The organism is Oribacterium sp. oral taxon 108 str. F0425, assembly GCF_000214455.1.
Taxonomy (GTDB): domain Bacteria; phylum Bacillota; class Clostridia; order Lachnospirales; family Lachnospiraceae; genus Oribacterium; species Oribacterium asaccharolyticum.
On the sequence record NZ_AFIH01000001.1, the window covers coordinates 2,013,541 to 2,035,051 of the forward strand.

20 protein-coding genes are annotated in these 21,511 nt (G+C 45.3%); all 20 read right to left on the bottom strand.

Annotated features, from left to right (window positions below):
• Positions 1 to 57: 57 nt before the first annotated feature.
• The 20 genes from HMPREF9124_RS09260 to mscL all read right to left on the bottom strand — a co-directional run bounded on the left by HMPREF9124_RS09260 (position 58) and on the right by mscL (position 21,394).
• Positions 58 to 1,353 carry an ABC transporter substrate-binding protein gene (locus HMPREF9124_RS09260; RefSeq protein WP_009428345.1) on the bottom strand — a complete coding sequence of 432 codons (1,296 nt, stop codon included), beginning with the start codon at positions 1,351 to 1,353 and terminating at the stop codon, positions 58 to 60.
• 201 nt (positions 1,354 to 1,554) lie between these two features.
• Positions 1,555 to 2,376 (bottom strand): carbohydrate ABC transporter permease, encoded by an 822-nt coding sequence (locus HMPREF9124_RS09265; protein WP_009429306.1) that lies wholly within the window; start codon positions 2,374 to 2,376, stop codon positions 1,555 to 1,557.
• On the bottom strand, positions 2,373 to 3,248 hold the full coding sequence (locus tag HMPREF9124_RS09270; RefSeq protein ID WP_009429965.1) for a carbohydrate ABC transporter permease: 876 nt from the start codon (positions 3,246 to 3,248) through the stop codon (positions 2,373 to 2,375). Before HMPREF9124_RS09270 ends, HMPREF9124_RS09265 begins: the two co-directional genes overlap by 4 nt.
• Positions 3,241 to 6,423: a glycoside hydrolase family 2 TIM barrel-domain containing protein gene (locus HMPREF9124_RS09275; RefSeq protein WP_009429729.1), complete on the bottom strand. Its 3,183-nt coding sequence runs from the start codon at positions 6,421 to 6,423 to the stop codon at positions 3,241 to 3,243. Before HMPREF9124_RS09275 ends, HMPREF9124_RS09270 begins: the two co-directional genes overlap by 8 nt.
• Positions 6,424 to 6,618: 195 nt before the next feature.
• Positions 6,619 to 7,491: a shikimate dehydrogenase gene (aroE, locus tag HMPREF9124_RS09280; protein ID WP_009428618.1), complete on the bottom strand. Its 873-nt coding sequence runs from the start codon at positions 7,489 to 7,491 to the stop codon at positions 6,619 to 6,621.
• Positions 7,492 to 7,570: 79 nt separating this feature from the next.
• A complete protein-coding gene (locus tag HMPREF9124_RS09285) occupies positions 7,571 to 8,245 on the bottom strand; it encodes a YoaK family protein (protein ID WP_009428358.1) in 675 nt (224 codons plus the stop codon).
• A 15-nt stretch (positions 8,246 to 8,260) separates the two neighbouring features.
• Entirely contained in the window at positions 8,261 to 9,001 is a 741-nt protein-coding gene (gene rlmB, locus HMPREF9124_RS09290; protein ID WP_009429070.1) for a 23S rRNA (guanosine(2251)-2'-O)-methyltransferase RlmB, read from the bottom strand.
• Positions 8,998 to 9,417: a Mini-ribonuclease 3 gene (locus HMPREF9124_RS09295; RefSeq protein ID WP_009429453.1), complete on the bottom strand. Its 420-nt coding sequence runs from the start codon at positions 9,415 to 9,417 to the stop codon at positions 8,998 to 9,000. Before HMPREF9124_RS09295 ends, rlmB begins: the two co-directional genes overlap by 4 nt.
• Positions 9,402 to 10,820: a cysteine--tRNA ligase gene (cysS, locus tag HMPREF9124_RS09300; RefSeq protein ID WP_009428202.1), complete on the bottom strand. Its 1,419-nt coding sequence runs from the start codon at positions 10,818 to 10,820 to the stop codon at positions 9,402 to 9,404. Before cysS ends, HMPREF9124_RS09295 begins: the two co-directional genes overlap by 16 nt.
• Positions 10,821 to 10,979: 159 nt before the next feature.
• Positions 10,980 to 12,392, bottom strand: coding sequence for a S1C family serine protease (locus HMPREF9124_RS09305; RefSeq protein ID WP_009429394.1), 1,413 nt, complete (start codon positions 12,390 to 12,392; stop codon positions 10,980 to 10,982).
• An 81-nt stretch (positions 12,393 to 12,473) separates the two neighbouring features.
• Positions 12,474 to 12,953 carry a 2-C-methyl-D-erythritol 2,4-cyclodiphosphate synthase gene (ispF, locus tag HMPREF9124_RS09310; protein ID WP_009428505.1) on the bottom strand — a complete coding sequence of 160 codons (480 nt, stop codon included), beginning with the start codon at positions 12,951 to 12,953 and terminating at the stop codon, positions 12,474 to 12,476.
• A 71-nt stretch (positions 12,954 to 13,024) separates the two neighbouring features.
• Positions 13,025 to 13,993: a diacylglycerol/lipid kinase family protein gene (locus HMPREF9124_RS09315; RefSeq protein ID WP_009428042.1), complete on the bottom strand. Its 969-nt coding sequence runs from the start codon at positions 13,991 to 13,993 to the stop codon at positions 13,025 to 13,027.
• Between the two features lie 83 nt (positions 13,994 to 14,076).
• A complete protein-coding gene (locus HMPREF9124_RS09320; RefSeq protein ID WP_009429550.1) occupies positions 14,077 to 15,516 on the bottom strand; it encodes a S41 family peptidase in 1,440 nt (479 codons plus the stop codon).
• A 26-nt stretch (positions 15,517 to 15,542) separates the two neighbouring features.
• The gene (locus HMPREF9124_RS09325; protein ID WP_009428856.1) at positions 15,543 to 16,631 is read right to left on the bottom strand and encodes a PucR family transcriptional regulator; all 1,089 of its coding nucleotides are present in this window, start codon (positions 16,629 to 16,631) and stop codon (positions 15,543 to 15,545) included.
• A complete protein-coding gene (locus HMPREF9124_RS09330) occupies positions 16,597 to 16,851 on the bottom strand; it encodes a hypothetical protein (protein WP_009428448.1) in 255 nt (84 codons plus the stop codon). The genes HMPREF9124_RS09325 and HMPREF9124_RS09330 overlap by 35 nt, the downstream gene beginning before the upstream one ends.
• A 41-nt stretch (positions 16,852 to 16,892) precedes the next feature.
• Entirely contained in the window at positions 16,893 to 18,005 is a 1,113-nt protein-coding gene (locus tag HMPREF9124_RS09335; protein ID WP_009427900.1) for an ABC transporter ATP-binding protein, read from the bottom strand.
• Between the two features lie 302 nt (positions 18,006 to 18,307).
• Positions 18,308 to 18,973 (bottom strand): S1-like domain-containing RNA-binding protein, encoded by a 666-nt coding sequence (locus HMPREF9124_RS09340; protein ID WP_009429445.1) that lies wholly within the window; start codon positions 18,971 to 18,973, stop codon positions 18,308 to 18,310.
• Positions 18,942 to 19,709, bottom strand: a complete 768-nt coding sequence (locus HMPREF9124_RS09345) for an acyl-[acyl-carrier-protein] thioesterase (RefSeq protein ID WP_009428915.1) — start codon at positions 19,707 to 19,709, stop codon at positions 18,942 to 18,944. Before HMPREF9124_RS09345 ends, HMPREF9124_RS09340 begins: the two co-directional genes overlap by 32 nt.
• 16 nt (positions 19,710 to 19,725) lie before the next feature.
• Complete coding sequence (locus HMPREF9124_RS09350; RefSeq protein WP_009429318.1) at positions 19,726 to 20,847, bottom strand: cation diffusion facilitator family transporter; 1,122 nt, start codon at positions 20,845 to 20,847, stop codon at positions 19,726 to 19,728.
• Between the two features lie 94 nt (positions 20,848 to 20,941).
• On the bottom strand, positions 20,942 to 21,394 hold the full coding sequence (gene mscL, locus HMPREF9124_RS09355) for a large conductance mechanosensitive channel protein MscL (protein ID WP_009429535.1): 453 nt from the start codon (positions 21,392 to 21,394) through the stop codon (positions 20,942 to 20,944).
• Between the last annotated feature and the right edge of the window lie 117 nt (positions 21,395 to 21,511).

A 21,511-nucleotide genomic window follows, 5' to 3' on the forward strand; every position in this document is an offset into this window, starting at 1 on the left:
TCCTTTTCCCTTTGCCCGAAAGAACAGAGAAGGCAGAAGCCCTCCCTGCTCTGATTCTTATTTCTTGGCAAACTTGCCTTCCAGCTCCGCCTGTAAATCATTCATGGTTTTCTCCACGTCCTCCTTGTTCAGGAAAATCTTGGAAACTGCCGCACTGATGGAATCATTTGCCTCTAAAGAATTGGGAGAAGTGGCAATGTCGGCTACCTTCTTACCATTCTCAATAAATACGGTGTAGACATTGGTACTTCCAAAGAACGGATCTCCCTTCGAGAACACCTCTTCCTCATAGCTTGGGATATAGGAAGGATAAAGCCCGAAGTTTTCAAAACCGGAGGCCTGCAGCTTCGTGTCGGTCATGGCAAATTTCAGGAAATCCTTTGCTATGTCCGGGCTCTTGGTCTTTGCGTTGATCACGATATCCGAACCACCGTTGTTACAGCTGTACTGCCCGCCGGAAATCATGGGAAGGTCTACAACAGACCACTTCCCCTTGGTATCCGGTCCTTTGTCCTTAATGGTTCCGATCATCCAAACCGCTTCCGGAATACAAGCTACGGACTGATTTACCACAGTCTGCTCATACTCGTCCCAGCCATTGTAGTTTAAGCATACACCGGACTCATAAACTTTTGCAGCCTCTTTCATCGCCTGAATGGATTCCGCACTGTTTACGATGGGATTTCCGTTTTCATCAAAAGCACCCTTTCCAAGCTGAGAGCGCATCAGGGTGTAGAAATTGGTCTTTCTAGGATCCATGGGAAGCATCTTTACCGGATCTCCGGACGGCGTCTTGCAAGTCGCCTCTATCTTCTTTCCCGCCTCAATCAGGTCTTCCCAAGTTTTTAAGGATGCCGCATCCACTCCCGCCTCTTCGAAATAATCCGTGCGATAGAACAACGCCTCGGGGCCCGCATCCCAGGGGAAAGCCTGAATTTTATCATTATACTTTACTTCACTGATTTTGGAAGGAAGAAAATCCTTTTCCTCTACGATATCACTTAAATCCAGGAAGCCTTCCGGGAACTTATCCGCATAGCCCACCAGATATTCTCCTTCGATGCAGATGATATCCGCAATGCCGTTTCCGGTTGCAAGAGAAGTGGAAAGCTTCTTGTAAATCTGATCCGTTCCCATCTCTTCAAACTTCAGCTCCACATCCGGATGGCTCTCCTGATATACCTTTCCCGCCTCTTCCAGCTGTTTTAAAGCTACATCCCATGCCCATACGGTCAAGGTCGTCTTTCCGCCCTGTTTTCCCGATCCTCCATTTCCGCAGGCACTTAAGAACAGGGATGAAAGAGCCAGTAATGACAGGCCTCCGCTTACGATTTTCTTCATCGTCTTTTTCATTGTTTTTTCCTCCGTTTAAAATTTTAGTATTTTGTATTTTCGTAATTTAGTTCACTTCATTTAACACACCTTGGCATAATGCAAATACCGTATACGTCAATTTTTTTGTGAGTCACTCCTTCTTGTGCAACTATTTCTTCTTATGCAACTATTTCTTCTTATGCAGCTACTCCTTCTTGTGCAGCTACTCCTTCTTAGCATTTACTCTTTCACCGCACCACCCATAACACCTTGCACGAACTGCTTCTGGAAAACCATAAAAATAAGGAGAATCGGGATAGTGGCAATGGATGCCGCAAGCAGAATTACCGCATAGTTTTTGTTTGTGGGATTTCCGTCGAGCATCGCGAGGGCAATCGGCAGGGTATATTTTTCTTCACTTCCAAGCACGATTAAAGGCCACATAAAGTTGTTCCACATGGAGGTAAACATATAGATGACAAGCGCTCCGATTGCCGGTTTTACATTGGGAAGGACGATACGGAAAAAAATACTTGTTTCACTCAGTCCGTCAATCCGTCCCGCCTCAATCAGTGCCGTCGGAAATTCCAGCATATTCTGCCGCATAAGGAAGATACCGAAGGCATTTGCCAGCATAGGCAGGATAACCGAACTGTAGGTATCCGTCATTTGCACCTTAATCATCATCTCAAAGAGCGGAACATACATCACCACTGCCGGAATCATCATGGATCCCATGATGAAGGCGAAAATCAGATTCTTTCCCTTGAACTCATATTTTGCCAAAGCATAGCCTGCCGCGGAAAAGAGCAAGACCGCAAGAAGGGTATAGACTACGGAAATGAAGACAGAGTTGAATATGCTCATTGCAATATTCATTTTGTCCTGTAAGATGGCAAAATTATCCAATAAAGCCGTTCCGATACTGAGCTTGGGCGGTACCGAAAGAATCTCCGTATTGGTATTTGTCCCCGAAACGAACATGAAATAAAAAGGAAACAAGGAAACAAATGCCGCAAGAATCAAAATCATGTAGCTGAGTATTTTTCCTATACTTTTCATTTCTTTTCCTCTTTCGTGACAAAAAACTGTACAGCCGACAGTCCTGCAATAATAAAGGTCATCACATAGCCGATTGCAGAAGCGTAACCGAATTTCAGATAGCGGAAACCGTTGTTATACAGGTACTGTCCCATGGTAATGGTTGCATTGTTCGGTCCGCCCTCCGTTAAGATAAAAGGCTCATCAAAGAGCTGCAACGTTCCGATGGTGGAGGTAATCGTGCAGAAGAGAATCAGCTGCTTCACCATGGGTACCGTGATATACAGAAACTTCTGCCAAAAGTTTGCCCCGTCAATTTCCGCCGCTTCCATCACATCCTTCGGAATCGCCTGAATGCCGGCAAGCAGGATAATCATATTGTAGCCCAGCCATCTCCAGGTGATGGAAATGATAATGGCATAGCGGGCGGGCCATTCCTCATAGAACCAGTTAATCCCTTGAAAGCCCATGCTTTCCAGTACATAGTTAATGAGGCCGTGATCTCCGTTTAAAAGCACCTTGAACACCAGAGAATAGGCAACCAGTGCCGTAACCGTCGGAAGAAAGATGGCGGTACGGAAAAATCCCCTACCCTTGATAAACTTTTCCTCAATCAGGAATGCGATAATCAGTGCACCGATGATCATAATCGGTACCTGGATAATCAGGTAAATAAAGGTGTTAAACAGGCTCTTGAAAAAGGTCTCGTCCCGAAAGAGGGAGAGGTAATTGTCGAAGCCCACAAACTGATAGCTTCCCGAAATCAGTTCAAAAAAGCTTAGATAGAAGGAACGGAGAATCGGGTAAATCATAAAGGCAAGAAAGATCAAAATGGTCGGTGCCAGAAAAACATAAGGAGCTGTTTTTCGGTTGATCAAAGTCTTTTTACTCATAGCTTCTTTCCCTCGCCCTCCTGTACGCTGAAAATGCTTCCTTCTGCTCTATTTTTTGGAAGAGAAGCTGTAAACGGTAGTCATTGAATCTTGTCTTATTTCGGTAAATTTGTTCCTCTCCGCAGGAATTGCTTCCCACACCGCTGTGCTTTGCATCCAAGTGCAGAATAATATCTTCCGATTTCCGAATCTCCCCTAAATGCTTTGCCTCTTCCAAGGCTTCTATCGTGTAATGATGTGCGTCAAAACCGATTGGATTCGTACTTACAATCTGCAGGCTTCCTTCGGAATTTCCGAGTGTAATCCACTGCGTTCCTTCGCGATGTCCGTTCTCCTGCGGCATCACATAGTTCTCATGCATCTCCTCTATTTGCTTTTTGTAAATGCCGATTCGTGTATGCTCCTGCACATCCGGGTAATTTTCCTCCGGACCGAGGCCGTACCAGGATACCTCGGAAAGCTTTCCGGGGACAGAAAGCTCAACACCGATTCTCGGGATGAATTCCGGTGCAAAGCTGCTGTATCGGAAGCCCTTCATGGAAAGCTCAAGCTCCACAGTACCGTCTCTATAAATCTTATAACTGTATTCTCCTTTGAAGCCGAAAGCCATGCTTAAAGCGGAGAAATGCGTATTTACAAGAACGCTGTAACCGAAGGGCTCTTCTTGGTAGCTGATACCCTCTAACTGTTCCTGCTGTTTATAGATAAAGTACTTTTCGTTCCAATCCTTCACCTTATACATATCGTTATCGATATTTGCCCGAAGCATATTGAGGACGGGACCGCTTGTAATATAGTCTTCTCCGCTGTAGCTTAGTTTCTCGAGCTTACCGCTCACCTTATTAAAGCAGATTGCAAAGTGATTGTTGCTAAAGGAAAGAGTCGTGTTACTCTCTTCTACATGAATTTCCGCAGAATCGGCGCGCTCCCCATCGGACGCGGGAAAAGCCGTTTTCTCCTCGGAAGTTTCCATTTCTAGACAGGTCTTGGGACTGCAGTAGCCTTCTTCTCTCAAAACAAACTGCTGAGCGGAAAGCTCTTCTCCCTTCTTCGCAAAGGCATTCTCTTCTCTATATAAAATGCGGAAATCGATATAGATTGCATCCTTTTCAAAGCCCTTATTTTCCTGCTGCTTTAAGAGCTCCGGTATCTCCGAAATCCGGAAGCTCGTCGAAGACTGCGCATCCACCACAAGCTCCGTAAGGCTTCCCGAAAGAAGCGTTCTTTCTCCGCTCCAGATTCGATATTCTAAAACCATATCGCTACTGTCCCGGAAATATCGTTTACTTCGAAGTGCAAACTCACCCTCAGCCGCATTGAACATTTCAAGAACCAACGGGGCAATCACCTGCTTATAGTTTAATAAGCCGGAAGACATGACTTTGTCCGGTCGTAATAATCCATCGATACAGAAGTTTTCGTTATTGGGTTTGTCTCCGTAATCTCCTCCGTAGCAGTAGATGGTCTGTCCCTCTTTCCCCACTTCCTTCAGTCCGTGGTCATACCACTCCCAGATAAATCCGCCCTGAAGACGCGGATATTTCTCAAAAAGATCCTGATACTCTCTTAAATTTCCCGGTCCGTTTCCCATGCTGTGCCCGTATTCACAGAGAATATGAGGCTTTCCGTGTGCATCATTTCCTTCCGCAATCCTCACCATTCCGTCAAGACGCGTATACATCGTGGAATACACATCCGCAATGTCCGCGTTGGCATCACTTTCATAGTGAATGAGACGAGACTGATCCAGCGCGCGAATCGCTCCCGCCATCTTCACAAAATTCTGTCCTGTCGAAGACTCGTTTCCAAGTGACCACATGATGATAGAGGGGTGATTTCTATGCTCCTTCACCATTCGTATTGCGCGGTCACAAAAAGCCGCTTCCCAGCTTGGGAGATCGTTCAGCCACTCATAACGCTCAATCCATTCAAAGCCGTGTGTTTCCAAATCCGCTTCGTCAATCACATAAAATCCGTACTGATCGCAAAGAGAATAAAACCAGCTTGCCTTCGGATAATGGGAGCAACGGATGGCATTGATATTGCAGCGCTTCATTCTAAGGAGATCCTGCTTCACCTCTTCTTTTTCTACCGTGAGCCCGCCGGTTGGAGAAAAATCATGCATGTTCACGCCGTTGAGTAAAATAGCTTTTCCGTTTACTAAAAAGTTCTCTCCTTTTACTTCTATACTTCGGAATCCGACAGGCATCGTCACAGCATCCACAATTGCTCCGTCCCTTTCCAGGGCAATCTCAAGCTCATACAGGTAAGGATCTTCCGCGCTCCAAGGATGAACAGTCTCCAACTCTTTCACAAAATTTACGCTGAATCTTCTGTCCTCTCCCTTAGCGAAACGGACTCTTTCGCGGAAAAGCGGAGTGTCTGCCTTATCTTTTAGCAAAATCGTAATAGAAGAACTGTCTTCTTGTGAGCCATTCTCTTCTTCCAAGGTGCCGTCCTTTTGCAAACTGCTTCTCTCTATCCCTAAATCCACCTGCAGCTGAAGCTTTCCGGATCCGCTTTCATATCGATAATCCGCATAAACTGCAAGATCTTTCATTCCCTTTTCCGGAACGGAAATCAAGTTTACCTCTCGGAAGATCCCGGAAAACCACCACATATCCTGGCACTCAAGATACGTTCCGTCCGACCACTGGTATACTCTGACACAAATCCTGTTTTCACCTTCACGTAAAAATGCCGAGGCATCAAAGGACGAGCCTAAACGGCTCACTTTACTGTAGCCCAGATGTTTTCCGTTCACCCAAACATCAAAGGCACTGCTTACTCCGTCAAAGCGAAGCAAATACTGCTTTCCTTCTTCCTTCTTCTCCAGATGAAAGCTTCTTCTGTATATTCCTGAGGGGTTGTCGGACGGCACAAAGGGCGGATTAATCGGAAAGAGATACCATACATCCGTGTAGTGTTTTTGCCCATAACCATAAAATTGCCAGCAAGAAGGTACAGGAATCCTTTTCCATTCCCGATCCTCAAAATCTTCCTCATAAAAGTTTTCAGGGGAGTACTCCGGCGCTTTCAGATAAAGAAAATTCCACTCTCCGTTTAAAGAAAGAACTTTTTCATGCTCCGCTTTGTGGTGAAAGTCCGCCACCGCTTCCTTCCTACCAATCATGATCAGTTCTTCATTTTCCCACTGCTTTTTTATTCTTTCCATTCGATTCCCCATCCCATAAAAAAATAAATATCACAGACTTCCTTTAATATAGAAAGGGTATCATTTTACTAGTAATGAGTCAATAAGTTTAGTAAATATTTTAGTCCGGATTTACTCTTTCTATCCTTTTTTCGAAAAGGGAAAGGGATAGAAAAAAAAGACAGTCCCTACTACGGGAATGCCTTTTTTCACTAATCATTTCTTTTCAATCTTTCCTCTTAACGCTTCCAGTACTTCCTCTTCCGGAAAAACCTGTCCGGTCCAAAGCCGAAAGCTTTCCGCAGCCTGGTAAAAAAGCATCGGAAGACCGTTCATATAGCGAAGTCCCTTATTTTTAGCCTGAGAGAGCAACTTTGTCTCTAACGGATGGTAAATGCAATCAGCCACAAAAAGGCCTTTATGGAGCAGTTTTGCATCCGGAATGAGAGACAGCTTTTCTCCCATTCCCACATTTGTGGAATTGACAAGAATATCACTTTCTTCCAGAAATTCTGCTAAATTTTCCTCATAGGATCCAAGGAGAATCCTTTTCCCGGTTTCTTGTTCCACTTTCTCAATAAATGCCCTGTTTTTTTCAATGGACGAGGCTCTTTGCAAAAGCCGAATCTCTGAAACTTCGGTATAGACCGCTCGGGAAAGGACAGCTTTTCCGGCGCCGCCGAGCCCCATAAGACAAAGCCTCTTGCCCTCAGTAGAGCCATTTTCCGCTTCCAAGGCACGGAAGAAACCGATTCCGTCCGTACTGCTTCCTGTCATTTCTCCATTTTCCGAAAAGATAAGGGTATTCACCGAAGAGGAGAGCCTTGCTTCCTTGGAAAGGCTGTCGCAAAGCGGAAGTACCGCCTCCTTCAGCGGCATCGTTAAGTTAAGCCCTCCCACTTGCATTTTCCGAAGAGCGGATAAAGTGCCTTCCAACTCCTTCTCTCCCACACGAAAGGCAAGATAACGGGCATTCAGGGAAATGCGCCGAAAGCCCTCATTATGAATAAAAGGAGACAGGCTATGCGAAACCGGACTCCCGAGAAGGCCGTACAGTCTTGTTTTCCCGTCAATCTCCCATTGATTCACTCTTATCTCTCCCTTCTTTATGAATAACGAGTATCGCTCGCAAAACGTGCGATATCTCGTTTCACCCTTCTTTATTCTCTCATCCTTCTTTATTCTCTCTTCTGGTATGATAGAACAAAAATAAATGCAAAGCGGATACCAGCCAAATGCAATAAAAGCTGAAGATATGACTTAAAAAGACCGCCATAAAAGCACCGGCACAGAAGGAAAGGAGCATGATGGCGTGTCCTCTGAATAAAACGGCCGCATTTTCATTTTTATCCCTAACCGTCTTTACAAGATTTACCCCGAGCTGCCGGACATGTGCCGTACAGAAAGTCGTCGCCATATTGACTCCCTCCGCCTGTCTAAAGGCAGTAAACTGCATTGCACAGATAAAACTGAGTGCGACCTGTGGAACATGATCCGGTACGGAAGACGGCATAAGACCGATTGCAAAGGAAACAAAGGCCTCAAAGAGAAGAAGCTTTTCTTCAAAAAGGCTCTTGTTCTTTTGATTCATTTTCCCGGAAACAAATTCCGCCATACATACCCCGACGATATAAGCCGTCAAAGGAACAAAAGCATATAATCCCTTTTTCCAATCTCCGTTTCCGAAGGAAAGCATCATCATGACCAGATTCGCCGTCTGTGCATTGGCAAAAACCTTTCCCCGAAGGCTAAAGGTATAGCCCCCGTAAAAGCCACCGGCAAACATGAGGAGTGCAAAAAACCACAGTTTTTCCACAACGCGGTAATTTCCTTCCGACTTCAATGCATTCTCCTTTCGCTACCCCATTCTCTGCCTTACGATTTCATAGGCGAGCACGCCGCAGGCTACGGATACATTTAAGGAGTCGATATCGCCTTTCATCGGGATGGACGCCTGCATATCGCAGTTTTCCTTCACAAGACGGGAAACGCCTTCTCCCTCATTTCCCATAACGAGTCCGATTGGTCCCTTTAGGTTCAGCTTATACATGCTCTCGCCCGCCATGTCGGCACAGACGAACCACATGCCTTCCTTCTTCAGCTCCTCCATGGTTTGTACAAGATTCGTCACCTTACAGACCTTCGTATAATTCAGGGCGCCGGCACTACTTCTCGCGACAGTCGCGGTAAGCCCTACCGCACGTCTCTTCGGAATAATGACCCCGTGCGCACCGCATAGATTCGCCGTACGAATCATGGCGCCAAGGTTATGGGGGTCTTCGATGCCGTCCAACAAAAAGAAGAAGGGCGCCTCTCCCTTTTCCCTGGCAACGGAAAGGAGCTCCGGAAGCTCCGCATAGGAAAATGCCGCAAGATAGGCAATCACGCCCTGGTGCAGCTCTCCCGCACTGATTTCATCAAGTCTCGACTTCTTTACAAAGTCGACTACCGTATCCTGTTTTTTCGCTTCCCGTAAGATGCTTAAAATCGGCCCGTCCTTCAGACCTTCCTGCACAAACAAACGATCAATGGTTTTCTTTGCCCGAAAAGCTTCCATGACCGGATTTCTTCCCACAAGGGTATATCCCTCTTCTCTCATTTTCCCTCTTCTCTTTCCAAAAGGAAGGAAAGACCGGCTTCCATAAGTGCCTTTAGTCTTTCTTCCTTATTTTGATAATGCAAATATCCGAGCACTGCCTCAAATCCCGTAGCACGGCGATAATCTCCGATTCCGGAGTTCTTGGAACGACTCTGCGACTTATGATTTCTTGCCCTGCGGTAAACCGCTAACTCCTCCTCTGTAAGAAGCTCATTGGCAAGATAATATTCCATAACATCCGATTGCGCTTTCGCGCAAACTAAGTCCTTTTTCTTACTGTTTATCTTGTTTAAGGACCCGGAAAGGTCTCGAATCAGTCTGTCCCGAACAAAAAAGTCATAAATAGAATCCCCCACATAAGCTAAGCTTAGGGGGGGGATTTGCAATGCAAGGCTGTCCTTTAGATCTTCTGCCATTCCACTCCGTTTCTGGTGTCCTTAAGGGCAATTCCCATCTCCAGCAGTTCATCACGAATCCGATCCGCCTCGGTAAAATCTTTGTTTTTCTTGGCTTCCTGCCGCTTTGCAATGAGAGCGTTGACCTTCTCTTCCAGCCTCTCGTCCAGCTTCTCTTCCTTTTTCTCCGTGCGAATACCGAGAACATGCACAAGGGCAGCAATTGACTCTTTCATGATGGAGCCGAAGTCTTTGGAAGACTCTTCATTTACTGTAGAGTTTGCAAGGCGCACCAGTTCAAAAATCTGGGTAATGGCGTCTGCCGTATTTAAGTCATCCTCCATCTTCTCGGAGAAAAGAGCGGTATATTCTTCTACCTTCTTTAAGCTTTCCTCTTCCTCCTTGGACATGCCCTTCTCTTTCAAACGAGGAAGCAAGTCCTCCAGTCTCCAGATACAGCTTAAGATTCTGTCGAGAGAGGCTTTCGCGGACTGCATCAGCTCTTTCGAGAAATTCAGCGGACTTCTGTAGTGCGCGGAAAGCATATAGAAGCGGAGAACCATGGGATCAAACTGGGATGTCACATCCCGCACGGTAAAGAAATTTCCGAGCGACTTTGACATCTTCTTGTTGTCAATATTGATAAAAGCATTGTGCATCCAGTAGCGGGCAAACTGTTCACCGTGTGCCGCCTCATACTGGGCAATTTCATTTTCATGATGCGGGAAAATGAGGTCCTCTCCGCCGGCATGAATATCCAGAGCCCCTCCGCAATACTTCGGCGCCATAACACAGCACTCCGTGTGCCAGCCCGGTCTTCCTTCACTCCAGGGAGAATTCCAATACGGCTCTCCCATCTTCTTCGGCTTCCAAAGCACAAAGTCGGTGGGACTCTTCTTCTCTTCCTCACCGGAAACCTTGAGTTCTCGAAGTCCGGATTGCAAATCCTCCATATTTTTATGAGATAGCTTCCCATAGGGTTTAAATGCGGTCGTATCATAATAGACTGTACCGTCTACCGCATAGGCAAAGCCTTTTTTCTGCAAGTCCTCGATGAGGCTTACCATGCCGCCAATTTCTTCCGTTGCCTTCGGATGGGCGGAAGCTGCTTCGATGTTGAGATCCGCCATATCCTTTTCCACCTCGGCAATATAGCGCTTTGTAATGGTCTGGCAATCTACGCCTTCTTCTACCGCAGCCTTGATGATTTTATCGTCTACATCGGTATAATTCGAAACATATTTTACCTGATAGCCCTTGTACTCCATAAAACGGCGAAAGGTATCAAATACAATCATAGGACGAGCATTTCCGATATGAATCAGATTGTATACGGTCGGTCCGCAGACATACATTCTGATCTTTCCTTCTTCAATCGGAACGAACTCTTCCTTTTCCTTCGACATGGTATTATAAATCTTCATAAAAATCCTCTTTTCTTAAGCCCTAACGTTCTTTGTAGTTTATATCTTCACCTTATTTTAGTCAAGAAAGGGAAAAGCTGCCATGAACGCTTTTTCCTGTCATAGCAGCTTTTCCTATATCTTATATCTTTTCTTATATCTTTTCTTATATCTCTTTTTCTATCTCTTATATTCGTTGAAGAAATCCTGGAAACTCTTAAAAGGATTCTCTTCCCCTGTACTGCCATTTCCGTTTTCGGTAGAAGGCTCCGTTTCTTCAGGTGTATTTTGATTGCCCTGACCGCCGTTCTGCGAGGGCGCATTTCCGGAATTTCCGTTGTTTCCGGTATTTCCGCTTAAGGCGGAAGCCTTTCCGAGTACCACCTTGACCTCCATCTCGTTATACTTTCCGGATCCGTCCTGACGCATCAGCGTGAGCTTCACCTCTTCTCCCGCTCTGTACTTGGAAAGCAGAGACTTTAAATCCGCAGTGGTATAAACGCCCTGTCCGTCGAGCTTGGTGATAATGTCTCTCTCCTGGATTGCACTGTTCTCGGCACCGGTATCTTCCAATACCTTGAAAATATAGATTCCTTTCGGCATCGCAAAGCTTTCCGCCGTCTGTGCATCAATATCTTTTACCTGCACTCCAAGAACGCCCTGCTCGCCCTCCGGTACCTTATCTCTAGTCGTTAAGTTGGATAAAGAAGAAAGAATGCCTTCCGCTGCGGAGGACGGAATGGAATAGCCCATGCCCTCTACATCCGTATCCGCATATTTTGCTACATTGATTCCAATCAGTTCTCCCTGCATATTCAGAAGCGCACCGCCGGAATTTCCCGGATTGATTGCCGCATCCGTTTGAATCAGTCCCTTGGATACCCCCTCTTTCGTCTGTACATCTCTGTTTTTTGCGGAAATGATTCCGCTGGTCACGGATTGACCGTAGCCGAGGGCATTTCCGATTGCCACAACAGGGTCTCCTACTTCCATATCATCGGAAGAACCCACTTTAATGGCCTTAATCTTCTCTCTTGTTTCCGGTGAAATGTCCGAAAGCTTCACGGAAACCAGAGCCAAATCGACTGTCGCATCGGTTCCCTTTACCTGTGCGTTTGCCGTACTTTCATCGATAAAGCTGACCGTCAAAGAATTGGAGTCTTGAATCACATGATTGTTGGTCGCAATCAGAAGTTCCGTATCGTTCTGTCCCACAATGACGCCGGAACCGCTGGCCGGTAATTCCGTCTCTTTCTGCACTTCTCCGAAAATGGAAAATCCATTTTGCTGATAACGCATCATATTGGTAATCGCAACGACGGAAGGCATAGCCTCCTTTGCCACTTCCGTAACGGTTTTTTCACTTCCGTTAGAAGAGGCCGTTACCGTATTCTCCGAAGCCTGCGTGCTTTTCTCCGTTTCCGGTATCACGGAAGGACTGGACAGCATCGCTTCCGGATTTTCTACTCCGCTATCTCGTAAAATAGAATAGATATTCCGTTCCTGGGCAATGTAGTTCACCCCCACCATCATTCCTCCTGCTACAAGACCAAAAAGCAGGGCAGACAAGATAACCCCTATTATTTTCTTCATTCCACTTCCCTCTCTTTCGGGCACATCGTATAAAAATTTTGTGTCAACTTTGTGACGAGGCAGACATAAACTTGCATTTTCTCAGTCTGCAAGCTTCTCCAAAAGCACGATGGCCTTCGCCGCAATGCCTTCCTCCTGTCCGGTAAAGCCTAAGCCCTCTTCCGTTGTCGCTTTCACGGAAATTCTTTCCCTCTCACAGGAAAGTGCCTTGGCGATATTTTCCTCCATCAGAGGAATAAAGTCTTTTACCTTCGGTTTCTGCATGAGAAGCACCATATCCGCATTTCCCAAGCTATAGCCTTGCCCCTTTACCAGTGCATAGGCCTTCTCCAACAAAATAAGGGAGGATATTCCCCTATACCGTTCATCGGTATCCGGAAAATGTCTCCCTATATCCCCCAGTGCCGCAGCGCCAAGAAGAGCATCCGTCAGAGCATGGAGAAGGACGTCCGCATCCGAGTGCCCCAGGAGCCCTTTTTCATGCGGAATCTTCACGCCTCCCAAAATCAAATCTCTTCCTTCCACCAATCTATGTACATCGTAGCCCAAACCTACTCGCATGACTGTCTCCTCACTTTGCTCAATCCGTAACGGGAAAAATCCTTAATATGAAAAATCCTTACTATGCAAGGTCAAATCTGTATCCGCAATTTTCTGGGGCGACAGGAAATGCTTAAATCCTGCTTTTTCCCCACTGTTTCTCCGTCCACATGACAAAGCAATCCCTCTTCCATATGAATCTCCGCCTTCTTAAAGCGATAGCAGTGCACCCCCGGTAAAGAACGATGAACGCCGAAAAGTGCAGCCAGCATAAAGCGAAGTAAACGAAGTTTATGAGTAGTACTCACCAAGCAGAGATCCAGAAAACCGTCTTCTCCCGAGGCCCCTTTTCCGAAAGCATAGTGTCCTTCATAAGGGTGATTATGCACGGAAAGAAAAAGGATGTGATTGAACTCGATTCTCTCTTCTCCGTCCAAAACTATGGTTCCTCTGCACTTTTTGGCTCCGACAATCCCTTTTAAAAAGGCATAGATATAGCTTAGAGTACCGGAATGATTGCAAATGGAACTCACGAGTCCTCTGTTTTCCTTTGCAATTCGCCTTTTCTCTTTCGGACAGATATCGTAGCGCATGGTAAAAAGCTCATTTAAAACCATGGCATCAAAACCGACTCCGACGCTGACCACAAAACGGCGATGCTTCCTCATGCTCTCCACTATGCCGTAGTCTACTCTTCTTTCTTTTTTTTGCAACAATTCTTCTATACTGCCGGGAACTTTATAACATTTTTCCAGTCCGCGAACAAAATCATTTTCCTTGCAAACCGGAAAGAAAGCCAAAGAAACACGGTCATTGTCCAGCTTAAGACCGTCCACCACCTCATTCAGGGTGCCGGTTCCTCCAACGACCACAATTTTTTTCTCTTCCCGACTGTCTTTTGTGATTTCCCCTGCAATGGACTTGGCATCGCCCTTTGCCTTGGTAAAGAAAAGTCGAAAACCTTCCTTTTCCAGAAAAGCCCTGCCATCCTCTTCCAACTTTTTCCAAGTCTTTAAGCCCTGTCCCCGCTGCGCCAGGGGATTAACAATGAAAAATAACATCCAATACTCCGCACAATGAAAATAAGCCACTTTCGGTATATTCACTCTCTTACTTTATACAGCGGAGTATAGCACAGCTCCTTTTAGCCATGTATAAAATTAGTATAAAGAGTCTCTGCCGCTTTCTTAAGCTGACTGTCCTTTGCGCGGTCCTGGACATAGCTATTGCTGTCCGCCTCGGGAATCTCTACCTTAATGTCCGGAGTGATTCCGACCTTATGAATGTTTCTTCCGGCGGGAGTGAAATAGTAATGTGTCGTAAACTCAACGGCTGAACCGTCCGGGAAAGAGCGAACCGTCTGCACAATTCCCTTTCCGAAAGACTGCGTCCCGACAACTATAGCTCTTCCGTAATCCTGCATGGCGCCCGAAAAGAGTTCGGAAGCCGAAGCTGAGTTTTGGTTGACGAGAATCACAATCGGCATATCCACTTCATGTCCGTCCTCGCAATACCAATCCTTTCCGTTCCCGTTCTTATCTTCCGTATACAGTAACAAGGTATCTCCCGACTTGAATTCTCTATCGGTTTTAGACTGAATTGCTCCGGACTCTTCTGTAGCCTTCTTCTCCGGCTTAGACAGATGGTCCGGCAAAAAATAATCCAAAAGTTTGGTGGCCGCTTCCACATCTCCTCCGGGATTTCCGCGTAAATCAATAATCAGCGCTTCATCCTTCCCGTCTATCTTCTCTTCATATTCGGAAATAAACTCATCTACCGCCTCCATGTAGAAGCCTCTTAAAGAAAGATAGCCGATTTTCCCCTTGGGAAGGCTGTCGTCTTTCAGCATCTCCGCAGGATCTCCGTACTCCACGGCGGGGATAACAACCTTTCCGCGCGTAATCCGAAGCGTAAGTTCCTCTCCGTTTCGCTTTACAATCATTTCCAAGGAGCTGCCTTCCACTCCCTTCACCAGATTTTCGACAATATAGGTTAGGCTCAGATCTTTTACGGAAATCCCGTCCACGCGAAGAATCACATCTCCTGCCTGAAGGCCTCCCTTTTCCGCCGGAGAATCCGGATAGACAAACTCTACCTTAGGTCCCTCTTCCGACTCGGAAACCGTGGCTCCGATTCCCTGGTAAACTCCTTTTTGCTGATTGATCGTCTCGTCAATTTCTTCTTTGGTGTAGTAAGCGGCATACGGATCATCCTCCAAAAGGCTATTTAAAAGTCCCTTATAGATGTCGTTTTCCGCATTGATTCCATTTTCCGTATAAAGATAATACTTCTGAATCAGATCCTGTAATTCTCCGAGCTTCTTGCTTACCCGGGCAAGATTGATTTCTTCCTTCTGCGTCCCCTGTGTCTCTCTTTTCAAAAATTGGAGACCCGGATAGCTGAAATAATAAACATAACAAGCCGCACCACCGAGCGCAAAGGAAAAAAGCATGGCGAACAGGACCAGAACGAAAAGCGCGGTCTTTCCATTCTTCCTGCTTCTTTCCATGCTTAAATTCACTTCTTTCTTTGTATCTTCTTTAAGCTCTATCTCCGACGGATATTCCTTTTCTTCTTCTCCCATGAATCCTGTCCTTACGCTTCTGTTCTTTAAAAATCCAAATGCTCCATGTACTTCATATATTTTACTACCATCAGTGCAATCTGGAATGTAATGGCATCATCAAATACGCGAAGGTCCAGTCCTGTTGCCCGATCCAATTTATCCAAACGATAGACGAGCGTATTTCTATGGATAAAGAGCTGTCTGGAGGTTTCCGAAACATTTAAGTTGTTCTCAAAGAACTTGGAAATGGTTTCCAAAGTTTCTTCGTCAAAATCATCCGGGGACACATCCACAAAGATTTCCTTAATAAACATCTTGCAAAGCGGAATCGGAAGCTGGTAAATCAATCTGCCGATGCCAAGTGCATTGTACGCTACAATCTTTCTGTCCACAAAGAAAATCTTGCCGACTTCCAAGGCCATCTTTGCTTCCTTATAGGAACGGGATACTTCCTTGATTTCGTTCACAATGGTGCCGTACGCCACTCTGGTGGAAAGCATAACCTCGGAGGAAAGCATATCCAGCATGCTTGCCGCAATCTTCTGCACCTCTTCGTAACCGTCTTCCGGCTGCAGCTCCTTCACCACAATAATATTCTTCTCATCCACCGCCGTCACAAAATCATTGGACTCGGAAGAGAAGAACTCCTTCAGCGCATCCTGTGCCTGTACATCGATGGTTTCATCCGACTCCACAAGGAAAACCACTCTGCGAACGCCGACTTCAATGTGCAGCTTCTTTGCGCGGTTGTAGATATCCACCAGAAGAAGATTGTCCAAAAGAAGATTCTTTACAAAATTGTCCTTATCAAACTTTTCTCTATAGGCAACAAGTAAGGTCTGCACCTGCAAAACCGCAAGCTTTCCGACCATGTACACATCATCGGTATCCCCATGCGCAATCAGCACAAACTCTAACTGATGTTCATCAAAAATCTTGAAAAACTGAAATCCGCCCGCAGCCTGTGAATCAGCCTGAGACTCCGCAAAGGATACCACCATCCCCGACAAATCCCTGTCTTCAACAAATGTGGTGGCAAGAACTTTTCCGTCAATATCCGCAATAGCAATGTCCAGCCTTGCGATTCCCTTAATGGAATCAATCGTACTTTGCAAAACCTGATTTGAAATCATCTTTACTCCATCCTTTTCCTCTATTGATCTGCATTGGAAGGGCGAAAACTCTTCTCGCTAAGGCCTGTTTGCATGCATCACCCTTATTTTTGCGACAAAAAAATACTGCATTGCCATAACCCTTGTTTCCATCCTTACTATAAACAGTTTTTAATCCTATTTCAAGCATTTTAAAAAAAGACAGGATGAAGAATCTCTTCTTTCCTGTCTTTTTCTCCAAATTTATAATTTTATTTTATGAAATATTCACAAAGCTTTCGCTTAGTTTGTAATGGTTATCTCTGTTTCTTTATCAAAGATATGAATCTTGTTCTCATCGAGCGCGAAGCGAACCGTATCACCTGTTCTTGCCTTGGTCTTCGGATTGACTCTTGCAGTCCAAGAGGCATCCGCGATGTCAAAGTAAAGCAGTGTCTCGGCACCGAGCATCTCGTATACACGAATCTCTGCAGTAATAAGAGACTTGGAATGATTTGCAAGATAATCTTCTTCATCATGTAAATCTTCCGGACGGATACCGAGTGTTACGGTTTTTCCGATGTAGCCCTTATCCTTTAAGGCAGCAGCCTTCTTTTCGTTCAAAGTAATGGTGTTTCCGGCAAAGCTCAACTTCACTTGGCCGCCCTCTTCCGTACACTCCGCATCAATCATATTCATCTGCGGGGATCCGATAAATCCTGCAACGAACTTATTGCAGGGTGTATCGTAAAGGTTCTCCGGAGTATCCACCTGTTGAATAATACCGTCTTTCAACACTACGATTCTGGTTCCCAGTGTCATAGCCTCGGTCTGGTCATGGGTTACGTAAATGATGGTTGTCTCAAGAGACTTATGAAGCTTGGCAATCTCTACACGCATCTGTGCCCTTAACTTTGCATCCAGGTTGGAAAGCGGCTCGTCCATCAGGAAAACCTTCGGACGACGTACAATGGCACGTCCCATAGCCACACGCTGTCTCTGTCCTCCGGAAAGAGCCTTCGGCTTACGATCGAGCAAATGCTCAAGGTCAAGAATTCTTGCAGCCTCATGCACCTTCTTGTCGATTTCATCCTTCGGAACCTTACGAAGCTTTAATCCGAAAGCCATATTGTCGTAAACCGTCATATGCGGATAAAGAGCATAGTTCTGGAAAACCATGGCGATATCTCTGTCCTTCGGTTCCACATCATTCATCTTCTTTCCGTCGATGAAGAGTTCTCCGGTACTGATATCCTCAAGACCTGCCACCATACGAAGAGTTGTGGACTTACCACATCCTGAAGGACCTACAAAGATGATAAATTCCTTATCTTCAATTTCCAAGTTGAAGTCTTTTACCGCAACGAAACCGTTAGGATACTTTTTGACTACATTCTTAAGCTGTACACTAGCCATGTGCGTTCTCCTCTTCCTTCTGTCTATAAATCTTTTTTATTCTGTCTTATTGCTTCTAAAAGCTTGAAATACCCTTCTCGCTTTCTTTCAAGAATAGCTGTATTGTATCTTGTTTCTCCGCATCTGACTATTGACTATCTTCCGAAATTCATCCGCAAATTTTGTACAGTTTATTATATGTTTGACAGAAAATCGACAATTTAACTAAATTTATTTGCTCAGTTTTAGCGGAAATTCAGTTGAAAACACGAAGAAGCCCAGGGGAGTATGAAGCCTATAAAAATTCTTTATTTCTTTGTCCTTTATTCTTCCTCTTCATGATAGAGTTTAAAAATCGCTGTTTTCGTGATTTTGATCTTCTTTTCCTTCAAGAGCTTCCCTATTGCTTTCTTAAAAGCCGCCTTCGATACGCCAAAATCTTTCTTGACCTGTTCGGGGTCTACCGTTTTATCAGTATAAGGAATATGCCCCGCAAATTTTTCCTCCAGAATATGCTCTATCTGCTCCGCACATTTCTCGTAACGGGAAGTATTGACCTCTTCCTGGCTGATATGCCTTGCATCTTCTTTTTTCTTCGTATACATGCTAGCTGCTAAGCGTTCCGTCTTATCGATATAGAGATAAACCTCTACCTCCATATCCTTCTTCAGGGCATATCGCATTTCTCTATGCGGAAGCAGGATATCTTTTTCCAGCCCGATGTCCATGAAGGCACCGATGGCATTCACGTCGTTCACCCGAAGCTTGGCTATCTCTCCCACTTCCATATAGGGCTTCCTGGTTGTGGCGATGAGCCTGTCTCTGGAGTCCTTATAGACAAAGACCGTTATCTCATCCCCAACTTTCTTTCCCTTCGGAACCTGGCGAATCGGAAGAAGTACCCCTTCTTCTCCCTCATTTCCCACGAAAACGCCAAAGTCCTTTTCTCTTAGAATCTTACATTTTTGGGATTTTCCTAATTTCAACATGGCAGCACAGCTCCTTATTCTGATTGTAAAAGGCAACAACTTTTCTATCTTCTTCTATAGCAAGTCTTGGAAAAATAGAATCCCCGAGGGTATACGCCTTCAAATATTCCGCACGAATCCCGAAAGGCTCCATTCTCTCTTTTTTATTTTCTTCAGAAAAAGAAAATGCAGGCCTCCCGCTGCTTTGGAAGAGAAGCTCCTCGCTAAGCGCAATATAACGGGCATTATTCATATGATGATTGGTGTCCAGATACTCCCTCGGTACGGGAAAGTCCTGCCCCGCCTGCCATTCTTCCGGAAAAGTGATTTTCCGTTGCAGAGGCGGTAGCTGCAGGACATCCTGCGGTTTTCCGAAAGGCTCTACCAACTCTTCCGTAATCTTCTGCGGTCTGCCCTTTTCCGTGTCAATGCAGAACCACTCACTGTCCGCCTTGACCAGGTACTCTCCCTCTTTATTCCTAATCCAGAAATTTCGGTAAGCGAAAATACCGCGAAAGAGATGCGGAGAAGTTCCGACCGTAATTTCCTCATAAAGCGCCGGAAACGAAAAAACCTGAATATCCCAAGCACTTAAAAGCCAGGCTCTTTTCAACTCCAGCACCCTCTCTATGGACATTCCCACATCATGAGAATGAAAGGTGGAACAATCCTGTAAGAGGTTTACAATTCCGAGAAGGCCCATTTTTCCATTTTCCCGAACCTCGGAATAGCGCACTCTTTCCTTTATTTCGTACATTTTTTCCCTCTTCTCTCTACGTTTCTATCATGGGGCGATCCAGCTCTATTACACAATCCATCCCCTTTTCCTCTTTTACCATATCCGTTATCTCCGCCTGAATCTTCGTTGCCGTTTCTTCCGTTACGGAATAGGGCAAAAGAAGGTCAAAGTACAGAATCCCTTTCTCCTTCTCTTTCTTGAACTGAATATCGTGGAAGCTACCCTCGGTATGATAGCGAGCCAAAGTCCGCTTCACAATAGAAGACAGCCAGACAACGTCCTCTTCCGCAACAATCGGATCCACATGAATCAATAAGGAAAAACCGAATTCCTTTTTGATTCTTCTCTCCATATCATCCACCTTCTCATGGATGTAGGCAATACTTTTTCTTCCGTCACAAAGAACATGAATACTGCCCATCGCATTCTGCGCTCCGTAAGGATGATACAGAAAATCATGAACAGCTAGAAAGTCCTTTTCTTCTAAAACGGTATCCCGAATTTCCTTGTATATTTTTTCTTCAATCGGCTTCCCCAATATTTCCGTAATGGTTTCTCTCGCCATCTTTATGCCGTTAAACAAAATCAGTGCACCCAATCCCAAGCCTAAGAAAGCATCTATATTATAGCCTTTTTTATAGTAGAGGAGAACCGATACCAACGTGGAAACCGTCATCAGAGAATCCAGAAGCGCATCCATCGCTGTCGCTTTAAAAAGCGTGGACGAAATTTTCTTCCCGATAAAACGAAAATAGAAGAATAGAAGAAGCTTTATTAAAACGGAAAGGACAAGCAGCCAAACCGCAGGAGCAAAAAATACGAGTTCCTCCTTCTTTCCTAAAGAAAAGAGTCCCGAACGAATGGTACCCAGGCCCAATTGAATTATAAAGGTACTCACCAGAAAAGCTGCCAGGTACTCAATTCTGCCATGCCCGAAGGGATGTTCTCTGTCCGCCTTTTTTCCGGACAGTTTTCCGGCTACAAGGCCGAGGATGGAATTGCCGACATCCGACAAGTTGTTCCAAGCATCCGCCGCAATACTCAGGGAATGAAGAGAAGCAGAAAGAAGATATTTTACAACAAATAGAAAAAGATTTGCCAGTATGCCGAAAGCCGCAGCCCTCGTTGCAATTCGTTCACGCTCCGTTTCCTTCATTTCACCCTCCAAAAAGGAAAATAGGGAGCTGCAAAAAGCCGGAAATGCTCCCGCTTTTCACAATCTCCCAAAGAAAGTTTATCCACTCCGCTTTTTAAACCGACTCCGCATAACCTGCAAGCTTAGAGGTGCAGTGAGGACAACGGGTTGCCTCGATTGGAATCATCGTCTTACAGTACGGGCACTCCTTCTCCGTCTCCACTGCCGGCGCTTCCTTCTTCAGCTTATTCATCTGCTTTACAAAAATGAAAACCACGAGTGCCATGATTAGAAAGTTAATCACTGCGGTAATGAAGGAACCGTAGGCAAAAACTGCTCCCTGTTCTACCGCTTCGCTATATACCTTTGTGGTCTGTCCGGCAAGAGGGATGAACATATTGTCAAAATCAATCTTTCCGGTAACCAGAGAAATGAGCGGCATAACAAGGTCGCTTACCAGCTTGTTTACCAATGCGGTAAAAGCGGAACCGATAATCATACCGACTGCCAAATCAATCATATTTCCTTTTAATGCGAACTCCTTAAACTCCTTTAAAAATCCCTTCATCTTTTCTCCTTATACTAAGTAAACTCTTTTTTGGAACTTTTCCTTACATCGTCCTGAAATCCCTCGCTACTCTAGTATAGAAGAAGCAATTTGGCAAGCATAATTTCAAAAAACGGG